Below are 24,972 nucleotides of genomic sequence, written 5' to 3' on the forward strand. Positions count from 1 at the left end.
ATGGTAGGACTCTATGCTTACGTTCTCAGTCCAAAAAATAAGGATAGACTTGAGTCAAAAAAGTACATTCCAATGGACGATGATTCAAAGATAAATACTGGAGATAACAATGTCGGATAAAAACCTATTTCCGGGTGAAAACAATACCGGACATATCTGGGATGATAACATTCGAGAACTGGCGAACCCTCCACCGAGGTGGTGGATGATGTCATTCTGGGCTTCCATCGCCTTTTTTGTCGGCTATGGGGTAATCTATCCCATGTGGCCAGCTTTGCCGGGTGGACAGGGGTTCACCAAGGGTGTCACTGGCTGGACTCAGATGCAGGAGTACCGAGAAGGGGTCGATGAGGTTGAGGCTGTTCGTGGACAGTTCGAGACAGAAATAGAGGGTCTGAGTGCTAAAGGGATCTTGGCAGACGAAGGTTTGACACGCTATACACTGGCATCTGCCAACGTGTTGTTTGGTGATAACTGTGCGCCCTGCCATGGTTCCGGCGGTCAGGGTGGTCCTGATTTCCCGGTTTTAGTCGATGATAATTGGCTGTTTGGCGGTTCCGTTGAGACCATTGTGCAGACGATCACCTATGGTCGTAAAGGTGTTATGACAGCCCATGGCAAGATCCTCTCTTTGGAGGAGATTGGCAAACTGGCTGTTGCCATCGCTTCCGGCAAGCCGGCCTCCGAGCCTCTTTTTATGGAGAAGGGCTGTCTGGCGTGCCACGGTGTTGATGGCAAGGGTATGCAGGTTCTTGGATCGGCAAACCTAACTGACGCAGTTTGGCGTTTTGCACAAGAGGATCAACTGGCCAGTATAGAATACACCATCGCCCATGGTGTCAATGATGTATCTGACCCAATGACCCGCCAGGCTGAGATGCCGGTTTTTGGTAATCGTCTTAGCAAAAATGAGATCAAAAAACTGGCAGTCTATGTCTACATGCTGGGCGGTGGTCAGTGACAGGCAATAGTGCCAATTCAGCCCGCTCCTTTATTGGGGCGGGTAAGTTAGCAGTGTAAAGGGGATAAATTATTATGGGCATAAGCGATCCGGTAGTATGGGGTTCTGTCGTCAGCGTGGCGATTTGTGTCGTGATTTTTGTATACCTTATTTTTAAGATGAAAAACTTGATCAATAAGGATACGGAAGCCCACAAAAAATAGAGCTCAAGCGAATATTAGAGCTTGAAAAGGGGGACTTTCCCCCTTTTTTTATGGGTTGATATAAATCAAAAGCAGCATTGATAATTCGCATTTTTTTAGGTTGGATCATTAAGTAAACTGGTGCGAATGAATATGAAAGGGCGTAGGCTATATTCTCCTGAGTGAATTAGAGAGTAGGGGCGCGGGCCAAAATAATCCTATACCGGGGGAGATGTTGTCTTGACTAACAATCAACAAAAGACAAAAGATGCTGTATTGGATGAACTCTATGCGGATGCAGCTCATGTTGAATTGAATCTCGGTGAGGAGACTATCCACGCAAAACGTATATCGGGTAAATGGCGTAACTACAAGTGGATTGCCAATGCTGGCTGGATTCTATTTTTCCTGGGGCCTTACCTGCGTTTGGGTGATAGGCAGGCCATATTATTCGATATTCCAAACCGCCAGTTTCATATCCTGAATGTGACTATTCTGCCCCAGGATTTCTGGATGTTGTCACTCCTGCTGCTCTTTCTTGCCATTCTGCTGGCGGTTGTAACAGCGACAGCTGGTCGTGTTTGGTGTGGTTTTTTCTGTTTCCAGACGGTATGGACTGATGTCTATACCTGGATAGAGGAGAAGCTTGAGGGAAATCCCCAAAAACGTCGTAAGCTGGAACAGGCCTCTTGGGATCTTACTAAAATTCGCATTAAGGTGACAAAACACGCTCTCTGGCTGATTGTTGCCTTCCTGACCGGTGTCTCATTCGTCGCCTGGTTTATCGACGCCCGCCAACTGTGGGCGGATATTTTTACCTTCAGTCTTGGTTCTGTTGCCCTGTCCACGATTGCACTGTTTGTGGCGGGTACCTACGGATTGGCAGGCTTTCTTCGCGAACAGGCCTGCTTTTGGCTTTGCCCGTATGCCCGGATTCAGGCGGTGATGGTGGATAATTCCACTGCTGTTCCGACATATGATTTTCATCGTGGCGAACCCCGTGGACGGGTAAAGAAGGGGCAACTGGAATCTGAGCGTACAACCGGCGACTGTGTCGATTGTAATCAATGCGTTGCTGTTTGTCCTACAGGCGTGGATATACGTCATGGCCAGCAGGAGGGCTGCATTATGTGCGCACTCTGCATCGATGCCTGTGATGTGGTTATGGAGAAGCTGGATCGTCCCAAGGGGCTTATTCGCTATGAGTCTTTGGATGTTCTGAATGGTAAAGAGGATCGTTCTCTGTTGAAGCGGCCACGGATCTGGGTCTATGGAGCCGTGCTATTACTGGCTGCTTCCGGTATTGGGTATGGCATGTCGACGTTGGATGCCATCGAGATTAAAGTGATTCATGATCGTTTGCCGCTCTTCGTCATACAGAGTGATGGATCGGTGCAAAATAAATACACGGTGAAAGTACTTAACAAAATGACCGCAGATATGGATGTGACCATCACTGCTACGGGTCTGGATGATCTGATCATCGTCGGTGCTGACAAGCCGGTTAGTGCCCGTAAGGGAAATGTGACGGCCCGAACGATTTTTGTCCGGGTTCCACGGAAAAATATCACTGGAGAATCAGTACCTATTGTTTTCCGTGCCAAAGGGACAGATGCTCATGGCAAGCTGTTCGTGAGTGAGCGTCAAAGTGTGTTTATCGGACCAAATCGATAATATTACTTGGCTTGTAATATGGAGAGCGGGCCACTTGGTCCGCTTTTAAAAGTAAAGTACTGAGAGCTTGAGATGGATAATAAACAATTTGCTTGGCGTAACCCCTGGGTTATCGCCTGGGTATCCATACTGATAGGGTTCTTTATTATCAGCGGTACCCGGATCTATTTTGCCGTGACCACCAGTCCGGGTCTGGTAGTGGATGACTATTATGAACGTGCCCAGGACTATGAAGAGAATATATTGAAACGGAGAGCTCGGGATCCAGGCTGGAAAATGAAAGTTCTGGCACCCGAATATGTGGATATCGCCAAGCCAACGCTGTTTGGTTTCAGTGTGGCGGATAAAGAGGGGAATCCGGTCACCCCTGACTCGGTTATTTTTTATGTGTACAGACCGTCAGATAAGAATCTCGATTTCTCGGTGCCTATGGAACAGGTTGAACCCGGTCGATATCAGGCAGAGATATCTTTTCCGCTGCTGGGAGTCTGGGATATTTTGATCAGTGTCAAAAATGGTGAGGATGAGTACAATCAACCCTACCGTCTCAGTGCAGGCGTCAAATAAGGCAGGTGCTTCTTTTAGGGAGCATTAATTTCAGATCTCTGATTTTTCCACAAAGATTTTTATGTGGGTTCTCAAGAGGTTCATGTGGTGGTGGGTATTGAGATACCGCTTCCAAGAGACGCTGTGAATCTTCCCTATACGCTTGAGGCTGGCTTCCCCGCCGATCACACTCTTGGAAACGGCACTTCCGTGCCCTCGCGTAAATATCTGAGGGGGTGTTTTTTTTGGGTGGAACCATTTTCATTTCGTTTTCACACTCTGCGTGGGAACAGATACTGAACTTTGATAAGATCATTTGTGGTCGATCAATACCTGACCTGTCATGCGGTGGAGCCTGAGTGAATTCCAACAACGAACAGTCCTGTTTTCACTGTAGCTTGCCGGTCCCTCCATCCGAAGAGGTGATTGCCGAGATAGAAGGTGAGCCTCAGAAATTCTGCTGTATCGGCTGTAAATCCGTTTGTGAGGCGATATATGCCGCAGGCCTCGAAGGTTTCTATCAGCGGACCTTCGATGGAACACCACTTGCCCCACCTCCTGAACTTCCCAAACAGCTTGCTCTCTATGATCTGGACGAAATCCAGGAAGAGTTTGTCGACAGCCTGGGTGAGGTTCGTGATATTCACCTTATGGTTGAAGGGATTCACTGTGCCGCTTGTGTCTGGCTGATCGAGAATAGCTTGCAGGCGATGCCTGGTATCGAGGAAGCCAGGGTGAACCTCTCCGGGCGCCGGCTTCATGTGAAGTGGGACAATGGGCGGCTGAAACTCTCCAATATAATCCAACAGATGGGACAGATTGGTTACGCGGGAGTTCCCTATGATCCGGAAACGGCAGAAGGGGCTCTGAAGCGGGAGAATCGTCATCTGCTCTATCGGATGGCATTTGCCGGTTTCACCATGATGAACCTGCTCTGGATATCCATCGCTCTCTATTCCGGTGCAGATAAGGGTGAGTTCCGTAGTATGTTCCATTGGGTGGGGTTTGTGTTGGCCACTCCAACTTTGATCTATTCCGGTTACCCGTTTTTCAAGGGTGCTTGGTCAGGGATACGTAATTTGCACCTTGGAATGGATTTGCCGATTGCGATAGGTGCGAGTATCTCCTATCTCTATTCCGTCTATATAACGGTTTCCGGCACAGCGGTGGGAGAGGTCTACTATGATACGGTGGTAAATTTTCTCTTTGTCATTCTGGTGGGACGCTATCTTGAAGCAATCTCCACGCGTCAGGCTGTAGCATCGACTCAGCGCCTGCTTGATCTGCAGCCTCGGGTGGCAACTCTGATCAGAGACGGCGAGGAAAAAATCGTTCCCATTCGTTCGGTAAAGCCGGGTGAACGGGTACTGGTTAGACCCGGTGAACGCATCCCGGTCGACGGTGTGGTGCTTGAAGGGAGCAGTGCGGTGGATGAGGCGATGCTGACAGGTGAACCTGAGCCGGTTGCCAAATACCGCAATGCCACTGTCTCTGCAGGTGCTATCAACGGTCATGGTGCCCTTGAGATCCGGGTAGAGAGTCTGCTGAAAGATACGGCACTTGGCCGTATCATCCGTCTGGTTGAAGAGGCTCAAGCCAGCAAAGCACCGATTCAGTGTATGGCGGATCGTATTGTCCCGTGGTTTGTAGCAGCCACCCTTGGCGTGGCATTGGCAACCTTTTTCTGGTGGCTGGAGAGCGATATTGAAAAGGCGTTGATGGCCGCAACGGCTGTGCTGATTATCACCTGTCCCTGTGCTTTTGGGTTGGCAACACCTATGTCGATTGCCGTGGCATCTGGCCTGGGCGCGCGGTACGGTATCCTGGTCAAGAATGGTGAAGTATTGGAGACCCTCTCCTCCATCGATCATATGGTTTTTGATAAGACGGGTACCCTGACAGAGGGAGAGATGACGGTCACCTCAATCAAGATGGTCGACAGTGGTTGGCGAGCGGATGCAGGTCTTACAACGCCGGAAAATGAGATGTCAGATCCCATGCGTCAACTGCTGGATGATCTTGTTGCGCTGGAGCGCTATTCAGAGCATCCGGTTGCTTCAGCATTGCTGGCTTGCGGTGAGGTGATGGGGATAGAGGGCCGCTTACAGAAGATCAGTGGATTTGTGAACCGTCCTGGACTTGGTGTGTCTGCAATAGTGGATGGCCGAAAAGTAGCGGCGGGTAACAGCGCCTTGATGGATCTGGAGGGTGTAACTCGTCAACCTGAATTTGAACAGGAGGCGGAAAAACTCGATCATCAGGGTATAGGTTTTCTGCGCTGTGCAGTGGATGGGGCGGAGTTGGCTGTTATCGGTATTGAAGACCGTATTAGGGACGATGCTCCTTCTTTGGTAGCTGCTCTGAAGAGCGAAGGGATGCAATTGACTCTACTCAGTGGTGATCGTCGTCATACAGCAGAGGCGATTGCTGAAAGATTGGGTGGTATGCAGGTGATAGCGGAGGTGCTCCCCGAAGATAAAGACCGGATAATTGGCGAGCTGCAATCAGACAATCATTGCGTTGCCATGGTTGGAGATGGCGTCAATGATGCCCCAGCCTTGGTCAGGGCCGATGTTGGCATTGCCCTGGGTTCGGGCACCGATGTATCCATTGCCAGTGCCGATATCGTGTTGATGGGCAGTGAACTCGAAAAGGTGCGTCTTGCCTCCACTTTGTCACGGCGGACACTGCGCACTATACGCCAGAATATTGGTATCTCCATCACGTATAATCTGATCATGGTGCCTTTGGCTATGGCTGCTTTTGTTACTCCTCTGGTGGCAGCAGTCTCCATGCCCATCAGTTCTCTGCTGGTGATCGGGAATGCCGCGCGCATCCGCACCCTTTTCAAAGGTGTAAGATGAGGGATTGTAATCACGTTTTTGGAGTCTGCAGATGGATGTAATTTACGGTTTAATCCCCGGGATGATTCTCTTGGGCCTGTTGGCCGTTGGGGTGTTTTTCTGGGCTGCCAAGAACGGGCAGTTCGATGATATGGAGGGAGAGGCCCGCCGGATTCTGATGGATGATGATCTACCCCCCCGACAGCCCGTTCAAAAAAATGGCGGTGAGGAAAAGGCTAATGGGGAGGCGGAGTAGTCAGAGGATCAGGAATCAGGGGCTGAAGCAAAGAATTAATATCCCGGATTGTGGGTTTTCCACACCCTCTCGCAAACATCTGTACGGTGCTCTTGAGAACTTATTCCGGATCCTGACTTTTCAGCCGTCAGATACCGTTCATGAATTGATCAGAGGCTCCTTAGGCCTGAATACCGGCTCCTGTGATGGCTGACATCCTGCGGTTCTTTGTTGTGGTGCAAACTGTTTTTGTGATTCCAGTTGGCGGATTCTTTGGTCTGCCGCTGAATTTGCTGCTGCCGGGACAGATGTAGATGTTCCTCCATGTCTAGGCGCTCCGTAGTATCCGGCTGGAGGGGCGTTATGTTTTGCGCCCATCATAATAATCATTATTGTTTCCCATCCACCTATATGGGGTTCACCATATTCATTGGGCTGAAATTGGCGGCTTCGTCCGTTTTAGTTTCACCTAAAGTTCCAAACCCCAGGGCAATCATTGTACTTAAGGTAATTGATGATTTTTTCATTCTTTGAATTATCCAACTAGAGTTTCAGGAGTGTTAAATTGCATCCAAAAGTGCCCCACCATTTGCAGAGGTTATAGTCATTTCTGGTGTATAGAGGAATTAAAGCAGTATATCCTGTTGGAAGGAAAAGATCCTAGCCGATCACCAACCAACAAGAGTACGCTACATGAAGAATGATAATATTGTCGGGCTGAATAGGCCAGCGCGAGATGTCCTTTCTGAGCTTTTACATACCGGATCCCAGCAACTATTAGCCCAAGCCATAGAGGCGGAAGTCGCCACCCTGTTAGCACAATACCAAGGGTTGCTGAGAGAATCAGGCTTACAAGGTGTTGTACGCAATGGGCACCTGCCGGAACGTATGATCCAAACAGGGCTTGGTGATATTGGGGTCAAGGTTCCCAAAGTAAGAGATCGTACCGGGCAAGGCATCAAGTTCAACAGCGGTTTGGTGCCACCGTACTTGAAGCGAGCGAAGACCATTGAAGAGCTGCTGCCCTGGTTGTACTTGAAAGGCATCTCTACAGGCGACTTCAAGGACGCACTGGCAGGTTTGCTTGGCGCTGATGCCAAAGGTTTGTCCTCCAATACCATAAGCCGCCTCAAGCAAACTTGGGAAGGCGAATATGGTCAGTGGCGTAAGCGCGATTTATCAAAGCGGCGCTATGTGTACATTTGGGCCGACGGTGTTTATTGCAACGTAAGGCAAGGCGACAAGCTTTGCTTGCTGGTGATCATGGGTTCCGACAGCACAGGTCGTAAGGAAGTCATTGGGCTTACGGATGGCTACCGTGAGTCAGAAGCGAGCTGGTTAGAGTTGTTAGAGCAGCTCACAGAACAAGGTTTTACGGTGCCGCCAGAGGTGGCCGTTGGTGACGGTGCACTAGGCTTCTGGAAGGCCATTACCAAGCATTGGCCAACGACGAAGCACCAGCGTTGTTGGGTGCACAAGACCGCCAATGTGCTCAACAAAGTGCCTAGGGCGATACAGCCTAAAGTCAAAGAGAATCTGCATGATATTTGGATGTCTGACTCTCGAACCCATGCCGAAAAAGCCTTTGATTTATGCTTGCGAAAATATGAGGCTAAGTACCCGAAAGCGATGCATTGCTTACAAAAAGACCGAGACAAGATGCTGACTTTTTATGATTTTCCTGCGGAACATTGGGGGCATATACGAACCAGCAACCCGATTGAATCGGTGTTTGCCACAGTGCGGCTTAGAACCACGAGAACAAAGAACTATGGTAGTCGATTAACGACGTTGGCCATGGCATTTAAGTTGATGCACACTGCACAAAAAAGATGGCACCGCTTAAGAGGCTATCAACTGCTCTCCGATGTAATTGAAGGTGTGCAATTTAAAGATGGGATCCGAGTTGAACAGGAAGCTGCTTGATGGCTTATACACCAGATTTGACCATAGCTCCCATTTGCACTGAAAAGTGGCCCGCCTAATCAAGCCGGATTATGACTTATTTCTTGGGTTTTTACTTGGTTTTTCTCTCCGTATTGCGGGTTTCGATGATATGGCAGTGATGGGTCAGTCGATCAAGCAGTGCAGTCATCTTTTCATCACCAAAGAGATTCGACCATTCAATGAAGCTGACATTGGTGGTAATAGTGACGTGGGTGCGTCCATACAGCTTGCTGAGAAGATGGAATAACAAAGCACCACCTGCTTGGGGAAGATAACCCGGTTCACCAAGGATCACGAGATCCGCATGCATCAACCTGTTAGCCATTGGCCCCTGCTTACCGGATTGTTTCTCCTGCTCCAGCAGTTTAACCAGCTCAATAGTCGATAAAAAGCGAATAGGTTTATGATGGTGCTGAAGGCCTGCACCGTGATTATAGTCGCCAGGAGGGTTTTATCGGTACCAGGGCCCACAAAAACGATGCTCTGGGCCTCTTCCATAAATTTGCAGTGATGCAGTGCAGTAATCAGTTCTTCGTTTACCTGACTTTGGATAAAATCAAAGCCTGCCAGCTCACAATGAGCTGGGAAGCGTGCCAGCTTCATTTGATATTGAATAGAACGCACTTCTCATTCAGCGACTTCGGCTTTGAGTCATTGCTGCAGTATGGGTTCTGCTTTGCTGTAAGCAGATGAAGCTTGCTCAGACAGCTCTGCAATGCTTTGCGCCATACTGTGATTTTAGTAACTTCATGGTTGCTATCGTGGCATCAACGGACATGGCATTTCCCCCGTAAGTGATCATAACGGCCTGTGTCGGCTTTGGGTTTCTTTACCAGCGTGAGTTCAGGACGCGGTTTGAGCAACGCCGGTCTTGGCTTATCCAGGCAGCTAATAATGTGCTGTTTAGAAGGGCTGCCACTGGTCAGTGCAGTGGTAATGGCCTTGTTCTACCTTGCGTTCATCATGTTGCAGCACTAGTGCCAGTACATTGACCATATCCTGGTTGTCACCGGGATGCTTGAGCCGTTATTTTTGTAGTTTGCGGAAGCTCTCTGGCAATTCCTGGAAGGGTGCCCCATTGCGCAACGCACCGGGCTTACGCTGCAGTACCGACGGGTAGTGATGCTAGCCATAGATTGTTTGCCCTTTTGGCTGTGATCTCGTGTGAACATACGCTGATGTTCTGCAATCACCTTCTCCTCTGCAATCATCACCAATTTATGGGCATGAATATGTAAGCTGGTGGGGCGATTGGTAAAAGAAGCGGGTACACTGTAACGACTGTTATCAAAGATAATCAGGGAGGTGGATAAGACCCGCTTACTGTGTTCTATATATCCGTCAAAGGGCGCAGGAATCGACATCAGGCGAACCACTTCGTCCTGCCAAGCAATTGTGCTGTCTTTGTACTCAGGATGGTAGATTTCTTGCCATAAGGTCTTAATAGCACTAGCCAGATGTTCTGGCACATCAATATCCGCAAATGCCGACGCCTGATGCCAGAGGCGATAGCGGGAGTCTCGAACATTTTTTTCTATCCAGCCCTTCTCCCAGCCTGCGACTGAGTTACAAACGTCGGACTCAAACATGAAGTGGCTGGCCATGACCTCGAAGCGGGTATTGAGCACACGCCTCTTACCGCGATGGACCTTATCAACAGCGGTCTTCATAGCGTCGTAGATACCACGCTCCAGCGCACCGCCGGGCACCCTGAAGGCCGGGTTGTGCGCATCTAAAGATGCATCTCCTGGATTGGGGATAAGCGCGCAGAAAGAAAGCAGGGCGGCTACTGAGCTTGAACCGGGCAATCTGTCACTTGGTGCTTTTGCCACCCAGAACAACGTAGTCCTCGCTCCAATCAAACTGAAAAGCTTCCCCAGCAAAGGCCAATAGTACCTAGGACAGCCCCTAATTTTTTAAGCCCCTGCCGCCATTACTTGCAGGTGCTGCAGTAAGGAAATCTCCCCAGTTTCGTCCCAGCATCACTGTTACGTTTATTGATGTGGTCATTGTTATTTCATGCAGATCTCAATCATGGCGCGGGCGGCGTTTGAGAGAGTACGGTTGTTATGGGTAACCGCACCCAATGAGCGAGAGAGGTCGAGGCTGGGAACTTTCAGAATTTGCAGATCGTTATTTTCAATCATGGTTGCGGGAAGCAGGCCCCACCCAAGCCCGATTTTGACCATCATCTTCAATGTCTCCAGATAGTTGGTGGCCATGCCAATCTCAAGTGACAGCCCCATGGGTTTCAGGGCTTGCTCCATGATCTCCCGGGTGTAGGTTCTTTTTGCTGCAAGTACCGCAGGATAACCGGCTAGGTCACTTAATTGGAGTCTTCTTTTTTTGGTCAATGGATGATTGTCTGCGGCAACAAAAAGCAGGGAATCATGCCATATCTTAGTCGTCGCCAGATTCTGCCTAGGCTGAATGGGCAGAGTAACAATGGCAAGTTCCAGGTCGCCATGTTCCACTGCAGTACAGGCTAACTCTGAATCCATGAAGCGGATATCCAGTTTAACCTCAGGATATTCCTGGCTGTAACGCTTCAGGGCCGGGGGTAGACGCCTGAGTCCTACATGGTGACTGGTTCCCATGGTGAGTGTGCCGCTGATTGTCCCTGTCAGATTGCTAATGCTACGTCGGATATCTTCCATCTCCAAAAGCATTTTCCTTGCTCTCGGAAGCAGGGCTTTTCCTGCTTCGGTGAGATTGATTTTGCGACTGATACGATCAAACAGCTGTGTATTTAAATCCCGCTCCAGGGTGGAGACTCGTTTGCTGACAGCCGGCTGAGTCAGATGCAATTGCTCTGCTGCCGCCGAGAAGGAGCTGATCTCTGCGACGGTGACAAATGCGTGGAGTTCATTGATGTTCATCGGTTCATTCCCAGGGCGAAATATTGCAGCTTTCAATATTCTATTTAGTAATTATAAACATAAAAAAGATGAATTTGTTTTATCTTTTCGCCGGGGCTATGCTTTCGTCTCCACACTCTCTCGTGAACATCTGCACAATGTTATTGAGACGGTGCTCTAAAGACAGGTAACAGAATTATGAGCAATAAAACTCTTTACGATAAAATCTGGCAGGATCATCTGGTGCGAACGGATGAAGGTGGCACTGCACTCCTTTATATTGATCGGCAGTTAGTCCATGAGGTGACCTCTCCTCAGGCTTTTGAAGGATTGCGCCTGAGCGGTCGCCAGCCCTGGAGATTGGATGCCACCATAGCAACGCCGGACCACAATGTACCCACTGCCGGACTGGAGCTGGGGATAACGGATCCGATTGCGCGTCTTCAGGTTGAGACCCTGGATAGCAACTGCCGGGAGTTCGGTATTACCGAATTCGGCATGGGCGATATACGTCAGGGCGTCGTGCATGTCATGGGTGCGGAACAGGGCTTGATTCTTCCGGGAATGACCGTGGTTTGCGGCGACTCGCATACCGCCACCCACGGTGCCTTCGGCTCTCTTGCCTTTGGCATTGGCACTTCGGAAGTGGAGCATGTACTGGCTACCCAATGCCTGATCCAGAAGAAGTCCAAATCCATGCTGGTGAGCGTCAACGGGGAGCTCGGTAAGGGCGTCACTGCCAAGGATATCGTGTTGGCAATTATCGGAACCCTCGGCACAGCCGGTGGTACCGGTTATGTCATTGAATTTGCCGGTGAGGCGATTCAGAGCCTCTCTATGGAGGGTCGCCTGACCGTCTGTAATATGGCTATCGAGGCAGGTGCCCGGGCCGGTTTTGTGACAGTGGATGATACAACTATCGAATACCTCAAGGGGCGACCCTACTCTCCGAAGGGTGAGGCGTGGGACAAAGCGGTCGTTGCCTGGCAGCACCTTCACAGTGATGAGGGTGCGGTGTTCGATACAGAAGTCCATCTCGATGCCGCCGCCATTCAGCCTCAGGTTACTTGGGGGACTTCGCCCGAAATGGTGCTGCCGGTGACTGGCCGTGTCCCTGATCCGGAAGCTGAAGCCGATAGTGTGAAAGCGGAAGGCATGCGTCGCGCCTTGGAGTATATGGGGCTGGAAGCCGGCACGCTTATCTCTAAAATTCGCCCTGACCACGTCTTTATTGGATCCTGCACCAATGGTCGTATTGAAGATCTGCGGGCGGCGGCCGGAGTAGCCAAGGGCCATAAAGTGGTAGAAAACATTGTCCAGGCACTGGTGGTTCCAGGGTCCGGTCTGGTTAAGCAACAGGCGGAGAAAGAGGGCCTGGACAAGATCTTTATCGAAGCTGGTTTTGAATGGCGTGAACCGGGCTGCTCCATGTGTCTGGCGATGAATGCTGACCGTCTTGCGCCGGGTGACCGTTGCGCCTCCACTTCGAACCGGAATTTCGAAGGGCGACAGGGGCAGGGTGGTCGCACTCACTTGGTGAGTCCGGAGATGGCGGCTGCGGCTGCGGTAACCGGTCATTTTATTGATGTGAGAGAGTTGGGTTAACTGTAGATTTAACTTAAAAATACCACTATTACATATTGATTTATAATGTAAATATAAATCACATTAAGTATTCAGTGGTGTGAGATGAGATAGATAAAAATGGAAAAGTTTAATACTTTTACGAGCATCGTGATCCCACTGGATCGTGCCAATGTGGATACCGATGCCATTATCCCCAAGCAGTTTCTGAAATCCATCAAACGCACAGGTTTTGGACCTTACCTGTTTGATGAATGGCGCTATCTGGATCATGGGGAACCGGAGATGGATTGTACCCATCGTCCGTTGAATCAGGAGTTTATACTTAATGACCCTCGTTATCAGGGGACACAGATACTCCTGGCCAGAGACAACTTCGGTTGTGGTTCTTCCCGTGAGCATGCGCCTTGGGCACTGGATGACTACGGCTTCCGGGTAGTGATTGCCCCGAGTTTTGCCGACATTTTCTTTAACAACTGTTTCAAGAATGGCATCCTGCCAATCAAGCTTGCCGGCGGTGTTATCGACAGTCTGTTTCAGCAAGCATCTTCTGAGAATCTTCTGGAGATGAAGGTTGACCTGTCGGCTCAGCAGTTGCATCTGGCTGACGGTGAAGTGATCGAATTTGATGTGGATGATTTCCGCAAACACTGCTTGCTTGATGGACTGGATGATATTGGTCTGACGCTGCAGCATCGCGATGAGATTGCAGCATTTGAGAAGAAGCGCCGGGAACAGGCTCCCTGGGTCTTTTCTGGCTAGTATTTGTTGGCATACCCTTAAAATCAAGGGGCGCAGAGAGCACAGAGGAGCGCAGATACACTCATTATGATGCTGTATCATGCTCTGGTTTATTTAGAACTATACGAATAATTAAGGTTAAATAGTAATGAGTAAGAATATTCTGGTTTTACCCGGTGATGGAATCGGTCAGGAGATTGTTGCCGAAGCGGTAAAGCTCCTGGCATGTCTGCGAGATGATTTTGGTCTGGATATCGATATGGATGAGGCATTGATCGGCGGTACTGCCTACGATGCCACCGGCACTCCACTGCCGGATGCCACCCTGGATCTGGCCAGGGAATCTGATGCCATTTTGCTGGGTGCCGTTGGTGGAACCAAATGGGAGTCTTTGGATATTTCAGTACGCCCCGAACGTGGACTGCTGGGACTGCGTAAAGAGTTGGGCTTGTTTGCCAACCTGCGGCCGGCCATCCTCTATCCCCAGCTGGCCGATGCATCCACCCTGAAACCTGAAGTGGTATCCGGCCTGGATATTATGATTGTGCGTGAGTTGACCGGTGGGATCTATTTCGGCCAGCCCAGAGGCGTGCGGGAACTGGATAGCGGAGAGAAAGAGGGTTTCAATACCCTGGTCTACCGCGAATCTGAAGTGGACCGGATTGTGCGTGTGGCCATGGATATCGCCATGAAGCGTGGCAAACGGGTCTGCTCTGTGGACAAGGCCAATGTGTTGGAGTGCACCGAGATGTGGCGCGAAGTGGCCGTTCGGGTGGGCAATGATTTCCCGGATGTCGAACTCTCTCATATGTACGTGGATAACGCTGCCATGCAACTGGTGCGTGCGCCCAAGCAGTTCGATGTGATGGTGACCACAAACATGTTTGGTGACATTCTTTCTGACTGTGCCGCCATGCTTACCGGGTCTATCGGTATGCTGCCTTCTGCCTCTCTGGATGAGAACGGCCGCGGCATGTATGAGCCGATCCATGGATCGGCACCGGATATTGCAGGTCAGGGTGTGGCAAACCCTCTGGCTACCATTCTCTCGGTGGCTATGATGCTGCGTTACTCTCTGGGTCAGAGCGAGATGGCCGACCGGATAGAGAGTGCGGTGATGAAAACTCTGGATGAAGGTTTCCGGACTCCGGATATTTATTCTGAAGGAATGAATAAGGTTGGAACCGAAGAGATCGGTGATGCGGTTGTTGCTGCACTACGTGCTAATTAATTCATCTAAATTATTCAATAAGTAGGTTAAGTTAATGAAAAGGATTGGATTTATTGGTTGGCGTGGTATGGTTGGCTCGGTATTGATGGACCGTATGCGTGCGGAGAAAGATTTCGATCTGATAGATGAGCCGGTCTTTTTTACCACCTCCCAGGTAGGGCAGCAGGGACCGGATATCGGTAAAGCGATCCCACCGCTAAAAGATGCCAGTGACTTGGATGAGCTGAAATCCATGGATGTCATTGTCTCCTGCCAGGGTGGCGGATATACCAAGCAGGTGTTTGGCAAACTCCGCGCAAACGGCTGGCAGGGCTATTGGGTTGATGCCGCCTCCACGCTCCGCATGGAAGATGACAGTATTATTGTTTTGGATCCGGTGAATATGGATGTCATTACCGATGGACTGGGATCAGGCGTGAAAAACTTCATTGGTGGCAACTGCACCGTCAGCCTGATGTTGATGGGGCTGGGCGGGCTGTTTCGGGAAGGCTTGGTGGAGTGGGCGACAGCCATGACCTATCAGGCGGCTTCCGGTTCCGGCGCGAAGAACATGCGTGAACTGCTGAGTCAGATGGGCAGCGCCCATGGGGCGGTGAAGGAACTGCTGGATGATCCTTCATCGGCTATTCTCGACATTGACCGGCAGGTGGCGGATAGATTGCGCAGTGATGAGTTTCCAACCGATAACTTTGGTGTTGCACTCGCCGGAAGCCTGATTCCCTGGATCGATACCGAAATGGAAAATGGCCAGAGCCGTGAGGAGTGGAAGAGTAGCGCTGAGACCAACAAGATCCTCGGACTTGAGAGTAATCCACTCCCTCTGGATGGTCTCTGTGTCCGTATCGGTGCGATGCGGTCTCATAGTCAGGCACTGACAATCAAATTGACCAGGGATGTGCCGGTTGATGAGATAGAGGATATTCTTGCTTCTGCGAACGAGTGGGTAAAATTGATACCCAATGAAAGAGAGCTGACCATTCAGGAGCTGACCCCTGCCATGGTGACCGGCACTTTGAGCGTACCGGTAGGCCGCTTGCGTAAACTGGCGATGGGCGGTGAATATCTCTCTGCATTCACTGTGGGCGACCAGCTGTTATGGGGTGCCGCGGAGCCGCTGCGTCGTATGTTGCGCATTTTGCTGGAGCGTTGAAAATAACAAATAGTGAATGGGAGTCTGTTTTGCTCGGTGGGGTAGAAAGCCACCGGGCAGACTTTATTATTTTGCTCAAAAATTAAAGTTAGACCAAGTCTTGCCGATTCTAGTGTGGATTGTAGCCGGAAACTGGTCTTAATAACCCGATGCAATGGTGAGCATGTCTGGCCTTAACGAAAAAATGCTTTCCACTCTCTTGAGTCTGAAGAAAGTAGTGGGTAATCTTCTAGAAAGAGCAGTGGTTCAAACTATTTGGCTTGTCAGGATTTTTGAAAGATGGTATTTATACGCAATAGTTAGGCGGTAATTATTAAGTTTATTCTACCCTGGGGGAGTCTGCTGCAAATGCGGTGGATTGGTTACTGTGCAAGGATCACTATCTACCTGGGAAAATTTTTCAGAGAATTGGCACAGAATGGGGAAGACATGGTTCATAAATTATCCCTTGCTTTGGCGCTTGCAATAGGCGTTACACCATTTTGCGTAACTGCATTGGGCTTGGGCGATATCCATTTAAAATCGGCACTGAATGATTATTTCAGCGCGGATATCAATTTACTGTCTGTGGCGGCAGGTGAAATTTCTGATGTCAGGGTGGAACTGGCATCCTCCGGTGCCTTTCAGCGAGCAGGTATCGACCGGCCATTTGCTCTCACCAAACTCCGTTTTAAACCGGTGGAGTTACCGGATGGTACCTCGGTTGTTCAGGTCACTAGTCGTGATCCTATCCGGGAGCCTTTCCTTAACTTCCTGATAGAAGTGAATTGGCCAAAAGGGAAAATAGTTCGTGAATATACCGTGTTGCTGGACCCGCCAGTAACGCTGGACGGGCACCCAGTACTGGTGCAGTCTGCTCAGGCCAGTATGCACTCTTCTGCAACGTCTTCAAATACAGTTGGACAATCGCTGGTTCAGCCTTTCGATGTCTCCTGGGCTGGCGGAGGTGCTGCTTCCGAATATGGGCCAACGAAAAGAAATGACACCCTTTGGAGCATCGCCAAAAAAGTGAGGCATCAGGGTGTAACAATGAATCAAGCAATGATGTTGCTGCTCCAGGCTAATCCCCAGGCCTTCATTAAGCAGAACATCAACAATCTCAAAGTTGGGCAGATTCTGCGAGTGGCTGATAGTGAAGAGATGATGCTTCTGGGTACTAAGGAGGCAGGTTCGGCTTACCGTGAGCAGATGTATGCCTGGCAGGCGGACCGTAAACCTGCCGCAGCATCTGTTGCAGAGCCGGAAATCACAGCTCAAGCAGCGGTTACTCAGGTTGAGGCAGAGAGCGATGTGCTCACAGCAGAACTGAAAATTGTATCTGCCCGGCCGGAAGGAGAGGATGAGGCGGGTGCTGGTGACGATGAACAAAACAAAGCTCAGACCGTTGATCGACTGGCCCAGGATCTGATCATTGCTCAGGAAGCTACCGATAGTGCTATACAAGAGGGTGAAGAGTTACGCTCCCGGGTGGGAGACCTGGAAGCCCAGTTAAACGATCTGCGGCGGTTGTTGACGCTGAAAGATGACCAGCTTGCCCGCCTTCAGGTGGCGCTCGTCGATGGTATTAAAGAGTTGGATGAAGGCGCTCAAGTTGTTCCGAAATCCGAAGGTGAAGAGGTTGTTACAGCAGAAAAAGTTGTTGCTGAGGAGATAGCTGCTGCAAAGGAAGAGGCGTCTGTCTCTCAGGCAATAATTAAGCCTGTGGCGGCTATTGAGCCTTCAAAACAGCAGATGCAGCCCTCTCTGATGGATAAGGAAAAAAGCTTATTCGAGCGGATATCAGGTGATGCCACAATGCTGGGTGTTAGCCTGACTTCGATTGTGGTGGTGGTGGTCTTGTTATGGGTGGTTATCAGTAGGCGCCGATCCAACAGTGCTAATTTTCAGGAGAGTATTCTGGTCAGTGGCATGGAGGATAGTGAAGCTGAGCCTATGGAAGGGGTACCAACCGGTACCACAACGCAGATAGCTGAAGAGACTTCTTTCCTGAGCGACTTTTCACCCAGTGACATTGGTGCGTTGCAGGATGAGACCGGCGAAGTAGACCCGCTAGCCGAGGCGGATGTTTATATCGCCTATGGCCGTTATCAGCAGGCTGAGAAGCTGATCAAACAGGCAATTGAGCGAAATCCTGAGCGAGTCGAACTCAAACATAAACTCTTTGAGATTCTCTTTGCGGTCAAAGACAGTGACAGTTTCGTTGCCTTGGCAGAGCAGTCGGCGGCAGAAGGGATTAATAAGTCTGATGCTGATATCTGGTTAAAGGTGGTCGCGATGGGAGCGCAGCTGGCCTCGAGTCATGCACTTTTCTCAGGTGTAGATGCACCAGCACCAGTGAACAACGGTCAGGTAGATGCTGAACTGAACGCGCTGGAAGAAGATCTTGGTCTAGGCGACGGTCTTGATTTCGATCTGCCGGCTGAAACAGCTGCTGAAGATGAACTCGGCTCATTTACCCTTGATGATTTAAATGGCTTTAAGGAAGATGCACTAGCGACGGATTCAGGTGGTGACGATCTGGATCTTGGTGTTGATAATCTGACTCTGCCTGAGGCAGATACATCTGAAACTGCAGCTTCGGGAGAGTTGGAAGATACGATTCTCGATTTTAGTGATGTAGCGGAAACCGCAGGCACCGGAGATCAAGCGGACGACTCATTTGACGGGCTTGGGCTGAATCTTGACGCGGGTGAAGCAGCCACTGACCTGGAGACATCTCTCTCTCTTAGCGATGTGGAAGAGTTTGAGTCGACCTCATTATCCACAGGTGAGACGGATGAGATCGTCGATGAGGTGAATACCAAGCTGGATCTGGCTCGTGCCTATGTAGATCTGGGTGATGTAGAGGGTGCCCGCAGTATTCTGGAAGAGGTGTTGGGTGGGGGTAACCAAGGACAGCAGCAGGAGGCACAGCAACTGTTGGATCAACTTACCTGAACCGGATAACATTCGGTAATCTATCTATACAGGAGGCGCACCCCAGGTGCGCCTCTTTTTTGTCAGGAGGTTATTATAGATGCGCGTGGCGATGGGTATCGAGTATGACGGTACGTCATTTCATGGATGGCAACGACAGAAAGAGGGCATTGTAACCGTCCAGGATCGACTGGAATATGCCATATCCAAGGTGGCTGATCACCCGGTAACAGTCGCTTGCGCAGGCAGGACTGATACCGGCGTGCATGCCCTGGGCCAGGTTGTTCATTTCGATACGCCTTCAAACCGTTCATCCAGAGGCTGGCTGTTAGGCAGTAACGTGAATCTTCCCCCTGATATCAGTGTCACCTGGGTGAAGCAGGTACCTGAGCATTTTCATGCTCGCTTCTCTGCGGTTAACAGGCGCTACCGCTATATTATTATGAACCGCAACAGCCGGTCTGCGATTTGGCGTGACCGGACGGTCTGGCAGCATCATCCACTGGATGCGGAGAGGATGGATGAAGCCGCACTGTCACTGCTGGGGACCCACGATTTTTCCTCTTTCCGTGCGCTTGGCTGTCAGGCAAAAAGCCCGGTCAAAACTATAATCAGGCTGGATGCCAGCAGGCAAGAGGATCGAGTGATCATTGACGTCAAGGCAAATGCCTTTCTGCACCATATGGTACGGAACATAGCCGGTGTGCTGATTGCCATTGGCAAGGGCGACCGCCCGGTGGTGTGGGCGAAAGAGGTGCTGGAGTACCGCAGCAGGGTATTAGGCGGCGTTACAGCACCTCCTCAGGGGCTTTATATGATGGAAGTGGGCTATCCCGGGGAGTTTGCCCTGCCCGAGCCTCCGGCTGATTAATTGTTATGTCAGTACGCAAATGTATGCACGCTATTGTTTAAGCGCTATGTTTTTTTATTGAAGGAGGTATTGGACCCATTTCAGTGTGAATAACTTCCTCATTCCGGCACTATCCTGTATCTTTAGCATCCCAATGAGAACACGCGTTAAAATCTGTGGTATCACCTGTCCGCAAGATGCCCTGGTGGCGGTAGATCAAGGGGCTGATGCCATAGGGCTGGTATTTTATCCACCCAGTCTACGTGCAGTGACGCTGGAACAAGCCGATTCTATTGTGCGTGTTGTCCCGCCTTTCGTTACAATTGTGGGTCTGTTCGTTGATGCAGGACATGCTGCAGTCGCTGAAGTGTTGGCCCATACGCGGATAGACTTATTACAGTTTCACGGTAACGAGGTACCTGAAGCCTGCGGTGGACATGGCCGACCTTACATAAAGGCGGTGCGAATGCGGGATGATGTGGATCTTGATTTGTTGCGCGAGCGTTATTCAGAAGCGACAGGATTGCTGCTTGATACCTATCAGAAAGGCAAACCCGGAGGAACGGGTGAAGTTTTTAACTGGGAGATGATACCGGCTGATATACGCAGTGACATTGTCCTCGCAGGAGGACTTGCACCGGAAAATATTGAGGGTGCTATTCGCCAAGTCAGGCCCTATGCGGTAGATGTCAGTGGCGGGGTGGAGCGGGAGAAGGGCATCAAGGATGAATCAAAGATTGCGGCATTCATGCGAGGAGTAGAGTGTGCCAACCACTAAACAGAAAGATTTTATCCAAATGCCGGATGGTCGGGGGCATTTCGGACCTTATGGTGGCCTGTTTGTCGCAGAGACTCTAATGGGGCCACTCGATGAATTGCGTCAGGCCTATGAAAAATATATGCAGGATGAGGCCTTCCTGGCAGAGCTGGATGCAGACCTAGCTAACTATGTCGGTCGTCCTTCCCCCGTCTATCACGCTGAGCGACTGAGCCGGGAGCTGGGCGGGGCACAGATCTATCTGAAACGCGAAGACCTCAACCACACAGGTGCACATAAGATCAATAATACCGTTGGTCAGGCTTTGCTGGCAAGCCGGATGGAGAAAAAGCGTATTATTGCTGAAACAGGCGCAGGCCAACACGGCGTGGCAACAGCAACTGTAGCCGTCCGCCTCGGACTTGAATGCGTGATCTACATGGGCGCCGTGGATATCCTCCGACAGGAGGCGAATGTCTACAGAATGAAGCTGTTGGGCGCAGAGGTTGTCGCTGTGGAGTCCGGCTCCAGAACGCTGAAAGATGCCCTGAATGAAGCGATGCGCGACTGGGTGACCAATGTTGATGACACCTTCTACATTATAGGCACTGTTGCCGGCCCTCATCCTTATCCTGCCATGGTGCGCGATTTTCAGGCCATTATCGGCCGGGAGGCACGGGAGCAGATTCAGCGGCAGGCCGGTCGTCTGCCCGATGTCCTGGTCGCTTGTGTCGGCGGCGGATCAAATGCCATCGGCCTGTTCTATCCCTTTCTGAATGATGAGAGTGTCGAGATTATCGGTGTGGAAGCGGCCGGAAAAGGCCTTGATACCGGACAGCATGCAGCCCCTTTGTGCGCAGGTAAACCGGGTGTACTGCATGGCAATCGCACCTATTTGATGGAAGATCCCAATGGTCAGATAATCGAGACACACTCGATCTCTGCCGGCCTGGATTATCCGGGTGTTGGGCCAGAGCACGCCTGGCTGAAAGATATTGGTCGTGCCCGTTATGTGGCAGTGACCGACGAAGAGGCTCTGGAAGCCTTTCATACTCTGACCAAAACAGAAGGCATTATTCCAGCACTGGAATCGAGCCATGCTCTGGCCCAGAGTTTCAAACTGGCCAGAGAGATGAACCCGGACCAGATTATTCTGGTCAACCTCTCGGGCCGGGGCGATAAAGATATGCACACTGTCGCTGCACTGGATGGAATAAAGATATGAGTCGCATCAGTGGACGTTTCAAGCAATTGGACGAAAACAACAAAGTTGCGCTGATCCCGTTTGTTACAGCGGGTGACCCAACGCCGGATATAATAGTGCCGTTGATGCATTCAATGGTGAAGGCCGGGGCCGATATCATCGAGCTGGGTGTTCCCTTCTCGGATCCAATGGCCGATGGCCCGGTGATTCAGCGGGCCAGTGAACGGGCGTTGGAGCACAATGTCAGCTTGCATGACGTGTTGGATATGGTGCGTCAATTCCGTGAGCAGGATAATGAAACACCGGTTGTGTTGATGGGTTATCTGAATCCTATCGAGGTGATGGGATATAATGCGTTTGCCAAGGCAGCGGGAGCGGCGGGTGTCGACGGTGTTCTGACGGTTGATATTCCACCTGAAGAGGCGGATGAATATCTTGCCGCACTGCGTCCACAGGAAATTGACGCTATATTTCTATTGGCGCCCACTAGCAGTGAAGAGCGGATTCAACGTATCTGCGACGCGGCCAGCGGTTTTGTTTACTATGTCTCGGTCAAGGGAATAACCGGCGCAAGCCGCCCATCAGTGGGCGAAGTGGCAGCCAAGGGAGCTCAGATCCGCAAGATGACGAATCTTCCCCTGGGTATAGGTTTTGGTATCAAGAGTGCGGATACTGCCCAAGCAATGGGCCAGGTTGGCGATGCCGTGGTTGTGGGAAGTGTGCTGGTGGCCTGTGTTGAAGAGTTGAGGGAGACGCCTGATAAGATTGCTCCGGCGATTTCATTAATTCTCTCCTCCATGCGTGAGGCATTGGATCTGATCTGATCACCGATACCGGTAAACAGTTTATTAACGCTCTGATTGCATAGCGGCAATCGGAACAGAGAGAGAATAGATAGGACTTGAACCATGAGTTGGTTTGAAAAACTGATGCCCAGTCGCATCCGTACTGAAGGCGGCAGCAAACGTGCGGTTCCGGAAGGGTTATGGGCTAAATGCCCCGGTTGCAGTGCCATCCTCTATCGTGCGGAGATGGAGCGCAATCAGGATGTCTGCCCTAAATGCAGCCACCACAACCGGATGAGTGCCCGCAGACGCTTGGAGACTTTTCTCGATCCAGAACCAAGGGAAGAGATTGCCGGTAACCTGACGCCGCTGGATCCGCTCAAATTCAAGGACAGTAAGAAGTACAAAGACCGCATTATCCAGGCACAGAAAAAGACCGGGGAGAAAGATGCCCTGATTGTGATGCGTGGTCAGCTTAAAGAGCTGGACCTAGTGGTTGCCGCTTTCGAGTTTGGTTTTATGGGCGGCTCCATGGGATCTGTTGTGGGTGAACGGTTCGTTCAGGGGGTCAATGTGGCCCTTGAACGGAGCATCCCCTTTATCTGTTTCTCCGCCAGCGGTGGTGCCCGGATGCAGGAGTCACTTTTCTCTCTGATGCAGATGGCCAAGACCAGTGCAGCTCTGAACAAGATGCGTAAGCGTGGTATTCCCTATATCTCGGTAATGACCGACCCTACCATGGGCGGCGTCTCTGCCAGTTTTGCCATGCTCGGCGATGTCAATATAGCTGAGCCCAAGGCACTGATCGGATTTGCCGGTCCCCGAGTCATTGAACAGACCGTGCGTGAGACCTTGCCGGAGGGGTTTCAGCGAAGCGAGTTTCTGTTGGAGCATGGTGCGGTGGATATGATTGTCGACCGCCGTGACATGCGTGATCATTTGGCCAGCCTGCTGAGTATGCTGACTCACAAACCCCGGCCGTGAAGCGGTAAATATTGCCTAATTGAGTATTTGTCCGGAAACCAATAACTCACCGCGAAGAACACGAAGATAGTAGACTGATTTAATTAAAGGGTTTTCTTAGTTTGTTCTGTATGCTTCTGGATATGCACTGACTATCCGACACCACTACATGCAGGTATCTATGGGTTCCAAATCCCTCCAAGAGTGGCTCGACTGGCAGTCGGGACTGCATCCCCGTGAGATCGAGCTTGGATTAGAGCGTATAAAGACGGTATGGAAACGACTCCATCCAGGCCCATTGTCATGCAACATCATTACTGTTGCCGGTACTAACGGCAAAGGCTCCTGTGTCGCTTTTCTCGATGCCATGCTGCGGGCCGGTGGTTACCGTACCGGCTGTTACACATCCCCCCATCTGATCCGATATAACGAACGAATTCGCATTGATGGGGAGGAGGCAACCGACGACAGGCTTTGCCAGGCCTTTGAGCGAATCGATCAGGCCCGTGAAAACTCCACCTTGACTTATTTCGAGTTCGGTACCCTTGCTGCCCTGGAGATTTTTGCCCGCGATGAGTTGGATGTAGCCATTCTTGAAGTGGGGCTGGGAGGGCGGCTTGATGCCGTCAATATTATCGATCCCGATGTCGCACTGATCACGACAGTTGATATTGACCATACCGATTGGCTGGGAGACACCCGGGATCAAATCGGCCTGGAGAAAGCGGGTATCATGCGGCCGGGATGTCCGGTGGTTTTTGGTGGCTCACAGGTGCCCGATTCTGTGGTTCTCCACGCTGGAGATGTGGCAGCCACACTGTTTGTCCCGGGGAGTGATTTCAGCTATCAGACGGATGGGCAGAGTTGGCATTGGCAGGGGAGAGAGCATCACCGATATTCACTTCCCATGCCTTATCTGAGAGGACGATTTCAACTGCAGAACGCATCAGCCGTCCTCATGGCGTTAGAGTGCCTTGATCAGCAATTGCCTCTTAGCCAACAAGCTATCAGGACCGGCCTTCAGTCGGTATTGCTGCCAGGGCGATTTCAAGTGATTGGCCAGGCTCCCATGACAATTCTCGATGTGGCGCATAATCCCGAAGCTGCCAGAGCACTGGCGAATAACCTTAAAGATATGTTCTGTTCCGGAAGCACGCGGGCAATATTTTCCATGCTGGCAGATAAAGATGTGGAGCAGGTGGCGAGGATCATTGCTCCGTTTGTCGATCATTGGTATATCACTGAACTGAAGGGGGAACGTGTTGCATCGTGCGAGATGCTGTCGCAGAGTATTGAAGCGGCTGGCGTTCCCGCCGGAGAGATAACCCGCTACGTAACTCTGACGGCCGCATTGGCTGCAGCAAAATCGGAAGCGGAGGAGAGTGACCGGTTGTTGGTTTTTGGCTCTTTTTATATGGTTGGCGAGGTTCTTCAATTTCTTTGAGATATACATCTCTTATGTGGTGGTATAATTCAATCGCGGGTATTTGTAAGTTCTCCATATTCTCTACCGCACGGACTTTTTGAGAACTTATGGTTGACTTT

19 protein-coding genes and 2 pseudogenes are annotated in these 24,972 nt (G+C 50.7%); 17 read left to right on the top strand and 4 right to left on the bottom strand.

Annotated elements, in window-relative coordinates; all coding sequences use genetic code 11:
- Positions 1 to 109 precede the first annotated feature (109 nt).
- The 6 genes from ccoP to MN084_RS05065 all read left to right on the top strand — a co-directional run bounded on the left by ccoP (position 110) and on the right by MN084_RS05065 (position 8,367).
- Positions 110 to 961: a cytochrome-c oxidase, cbb3-type subunit III gene (gene ccoP / locus MN084_RS05040; protein ID WP_241086956.1), complete on the top strand. Its 852-nt coding sequence runs from the start codon at positions 110 to 112 to the stop codon at positions 959 to 961.
- Positions 962 to 1,383: 422 nt separating this feature from the next.
- Positions 1,384 to 2,817, top strand: a complete 1,434-nt coding sequence (ccoG, locus tag MN084_RS05045) for a cytochrome c oxidase accessory protein CcoG (RefSeq protein WP_241086955.1) — start codon at positions 1,384 to 1,386, stop codon at positions 2,815 to 2,817.
- Positions 2,818 to 2,889: 72 nt separating this feature from the next.
- Positions 2,890 to 3,384: a FixH family protein gene (locus tag MN084_RS05050; protein ID WP_241086954.1), complete on the top strand. Its 495-nt coding sequence runs from the start codon at positions 2,890 to 2,892 to the stop codon at positions 3,382 to 3,384.
- Between the two features lie 338 nt (positions 3,385 to 3,722).
- Positions 3,723 to 6,227: a heavy metal translocating P-type ATPase gene (locus MN084_RS05055; protein WP_241086953.1), complete on the top strand. Its 2,505-nt coding sequence runs from the start codon at positions 3,723 to 3,725 to the stop codon at positions 6,225 to 6,227.
- 31 nt (positions 6,228 to 6,258) lie between these two features.
- On the top strand, positions 6,259 to 6,462 hold the full coding sequence (gene ccoS / locus MN084_RS05060; protein WP_241086952.1) for a cbb3-type cytochrome oxidase assembly protein CcoS: 204 nt from the start codon (positions 6,259 to 6,261) through the stop codon (positions 6,460 to 6,462).
- A gap of 672 nt (positions 6,463 to 7,134) precedes the next feature.
- Positions 7,135 to 8,367, top strand: a complete 1,233-nt coding sequence (locus MN084_RS05065) for an IS256 family transposase (protein ID WP_330178401.1) — start codon at positions 7,135 to 7,137, stop codon at positions 8,365 to 8,367.
- 91 nt (positions 8,368 to 8,458) lie between these two features.
- On the opposite strand, the pseudogene MN084_RS05070 reads toward MN084_RS05065, so the two are convergent.
- From MN084_RS05070 to MN084_RS05080, 4 genes and pseudogenes are all read right to left on the bottom strand, one after another.
- Positions 8,459 to 9,166: pseudogene (locus tag MN084_RS05070) on the bottom strand (ATP-binding protein).
- A gap of 196 nt (positions 9,167 to 9,362) precedes the next feature.
- The gene (locus MN084_RS19265) at positions 9,363 to 9,752 is read right to left on the bottom strand and encodes a Mu transposase domain-containing protein (protein ID WP_330178062.1); all 390 of its coding nucleotides are present in this window, start codon (positions 9,750 to 9,752) and stop codon (positions 9,363 to 9,365) included.
- A 105-nt stretch (positions 9,753 to 9,857) separates the two neighbouring features.
- A pseudogene (locus MN084_RS19270) lies at positions 9,858 to 10,266 on the bottom strand (IS21 family transposase); the annotation flags it as partial.
- Positions 10,267 to 10,400: 134 nt separating this feature from the next.
- Positions 10,401 to 11,267 (bottom strand): LysR family transcriptional regulator, encoded by an 867-nt coding sequence (locus tag MN084_RS05080; RefSeq protein ID WP_241086949.1) that lies wholly within the window; start codon positions 11,265 to 11,267, stop codon positions 10,401 to 10,403.
- A 177-nt stretch (positions 11,268 to 11,444) separates the two neighbouring features.
- Here MN084_RS05080 and leuC point away from each other — a divergent pair, with 177 nt between their 5' ends.
- From leuC to folC, 11 genes are all read left to right on the top strand, one after another.
- Positions 11,445 to 12,851 (top strand): 3-isopropylmalate dehydratase large subunit, encoded by a 1,407-nt coding sequence (gene leuC, locus MN084_RS05085; RefSeq protein WP_241086948.1) that lies wholly within the window; start codon positions 11,445 to 11,447, stop codon positions 12,849 to 12,851.
- Between the two features lie 99 nt (positions 12,852 to 12,950).
- Positions 12,951 to 13,592 (top strand): 3-isopropylmalate dehydratase small subunit, encoded by a 642-nt coding sequence (gene leuD / locus MN084_RS05090; RefSeq protein WP_241086947.1) that lies wholly within the window; start codon positions 12,951 to 12,953, stop codon positions 13,590 to 13,592.
- A 127-nt stretch (positions 13,593 to 13,719) separates the two neighbouring features.
- The gene (gene leuB / locus MN084_RS05095; RefSeq protein ID WP_241086946.1) at positions 13,720 to 14,802 is read left to right on the top strand and encodes a 3-isopropylmalate dehydrogenase; all 1,083 of its coding nucleotides are present in this window, start codon (positions 13,720 to 13,722) and stop codon (positions 14,800 to 14,802) included.
- A 34-nt stretch (positions 14,803 to 14,836) separates the two neighbouring features.
- Positions 14,837 to 15,952 carry an aspartate-semialdehyde dehydrogenase gene (gene asd, locus MN084_RS05100; protein WP_241086945.1) on the top strand — a complete coding sequence of 372 codons (1,116 nt, stop codon included), beginning with the start codon at positions 14,837 to 14,839 and terminating at the stop codon, positions 15,950 to 15,952.
- Positions 15,953 to 16,453: 501 nt separating this feature from the next.
- The gene (locus tag MN084_RS05105) at positions 16,454 to 18,889 is read left to right on the top strand and encodes a FimV/HubP family polar landmark protein (RefSeq protein ID WP_241086944.1); all 2,436 of its coding nucleotides are present in this window, start codon (positions 16,454 to 16,456) and stop codon (positions 18,887 to 18,889) included.
- A 79-nt stretch (positions 18,890 to 18,968) separates the two neighbouring features.
- Entirely contained in the window at positions 18,969 to 19,739 is a 771-nt protein-coding gene (gene truA / locus MN084_RS05110) for a tRNA pseudouridine(38-40) synthase TruA (protein ID WP_241086943.1), read from the top strand.
- Between the two features lie 133 nt (positions 19,740 to 19,872).
- Positions 19,873 to 20,496, top strand: coding sequence for a phosphoribosylanthranilate isomerase (locus MN084_RS05115; protein ID WP_241086942.1), 624 nt, complete (start codon positions 19,873 to 19,875; stop codon positions 20,494 to 20,496).
- 19 nt (positions 20,497 to 20,515) lie between these two features.
- Positions 20,516 to 21,700 (top strand): tryptophan synthase subunit beta, encoded by a 1,185-nt coding sequence (gene trpB / locus MN084_RS05120; protein ID WP_241087162.1) that lies wholly within the window; start codon positions 20,516 to 20,518, stop codon positions 21,698 to 21,700.
- The gene (trpA, locus tag MN084_RS05125) at positions 21,697 to 22,503 is read left to right on the top strand and encodes a tryptophan synthase subunit alpha (RefSeq protein WP_241086941.1); all 807 of its coding nucleotides are present in this window, start codon (positions 21,697 to 21,699) and stop codon (positions 22,501 to 22,503) included. Before trpB ends, trpA begins: the two co-directional genes overlap by 4 nt.
- 84 nt (positions 22,504 to 22,587) lie before the next feature.
- Positions 22,588 to 23,448: an acetyl-CoA carboxylase, carboxyltransferase subunit beta gene (gene accD, locus MN084_RS05130; protein WP_241086940.1), complete on the top strand. Its 861-nt coding sequence runs from the start codon at positions 22,588 to 22,590 to the stop codon at positions 23,446 to 23,448.
- A 160-nt stretch (positions 23,449 to 23,608) separates the two neighbouring features.
- A complete protein-coding gene (gene folC, locus MN084_RS05135; RefSeq protein ID WP_241086939.1) occupies positions 23,609 to 24,871 on the top strand; it encodes a bifunctional tetrahydrofolate synthase/dihydrofolate synthase in 1,263 nt (420 codons plus the stop codon).
- Positions 24,872 to 24,972 lie beyond the last annotated feature (101 nt).

The sequence above is a fragment of the Candidatus Vondammii sp. HM_W22 genome (assembly GCF_022530855.2).
In the GTDB taxonomy this organism is placed as follows: domain Bacteria; phylum Pseudomonadota; class Gammaproteobacteria; order Chromatiales; family Chromatiaceae; genus Vondammii.

Excerpts from the sequence above, each read along its gene's own strand:
- ccoP (WP_241086956.1), top strand. The coding sequence starts at position 110 with ATGTCGGATAAAAACCTATTTCCGGGTGAAAACAATACCGGACATATC.
- MN084_RS05050 (WP_241086954.1), top strand. The coding sequence starts at position 2,890 with ATGGATAATAAACAATTTGCTTGGCGTAACCCCTGGGTTATCGCCTGG.
- ccoS (WP_241086952.1), top strand. The coding sequence starts at position 6,259 with ATGGATGTAATTTACGGTTTAATCCCCGGGATGATTCTCTTGGGCCTG.
- MN084_RS05065 (WP_330178401.1), top strand. The coding sequence starts at position 7,135 with ATGAAGAATGATAATATTGTCGGGCTGAATAGGCCAGCGCGAGATGTC.
- MN084_RS19265 (WP_330178062.1), bottom strand. The coding sequence starts at position 9,752 with ATGTCGATTCCTGCGCCCTTTGACGGATATATAGAACACAGTAAGCGG.
- MN084_RS05080 (WP_241086949.1), bottom strand. The coding sequence starts at position 11,267 with ATGAACATCAATGAACTCCACGCATTTGTCACCGTCGCAGAGATCAGC.
- leuC (WP_241086948.1), top strand. The coding sequence starts at position 11,445 with ATGAGCAATAAAACTCTTTACGATAAAATCTGGCAGGATCATCTGGTG.
- leuD (WP_241086947.1), top strand. The coding sequence starts at position 12,951 with ATGGAAAAGTTTAATACTTTTACGAGCATCGTGATCCCACTGGATCGT.
- leuB (WP_241086946.1), top strand. The coding sequence starts at position 13,720 with ATGAGTAAGAATATTCTGGTTTTACCCGGTGATGGAATCGGTCAGGAG.
- asd (WP_241086945.1), top strand. The coding sequence starts at position 14,837 with ATGAAAAGGATTGGATTTATTGGTTGGCGTGGTATGGTTGGCTCGGTA.
- truA (WP_241086943.1), top strand. The coding sequence starts at position 18,969 with ATGCGCGTGGCGATGGGTATCGAGTATGACGGTACGTCATTTCATGGA.
- MN084_RS05115 (WP_241086942.1), top strand. The coding sequence starts at position 19,873 with ATGAGAACACGCGTTAAAATCTGTGGTATCACCTGTCCGCAAGATGCC.
- trpB (WP_241087162.1), top strand. The coding sequence starts at position 20,516 with ATGCCGGATGGTCGGGGGCATTTCGGACCTTATGGTGGCCTGTTTGTC.
- trpA (WP_241086941.1), top strand. The coding sequence starts at position 21,697 with ATGAGTCGCATCAGTGGACGTTTCAAGCAATTGGACGAAAACAACAAA.
- accD (WP_241086940.1), top strand. The coding sequence starts at position 22,588 with ATGAGTTGGTTTGAAAAACTGATGCCCAGTCGCATCCGTACTGAAGGC.
- folC (WP_241086939.1), top strand. The coding sequence starts at position 23,609 with ATGGGTTCCAAATCCCTCCAAGAGTGGCTCGACTGGCAGTCGGGACTG.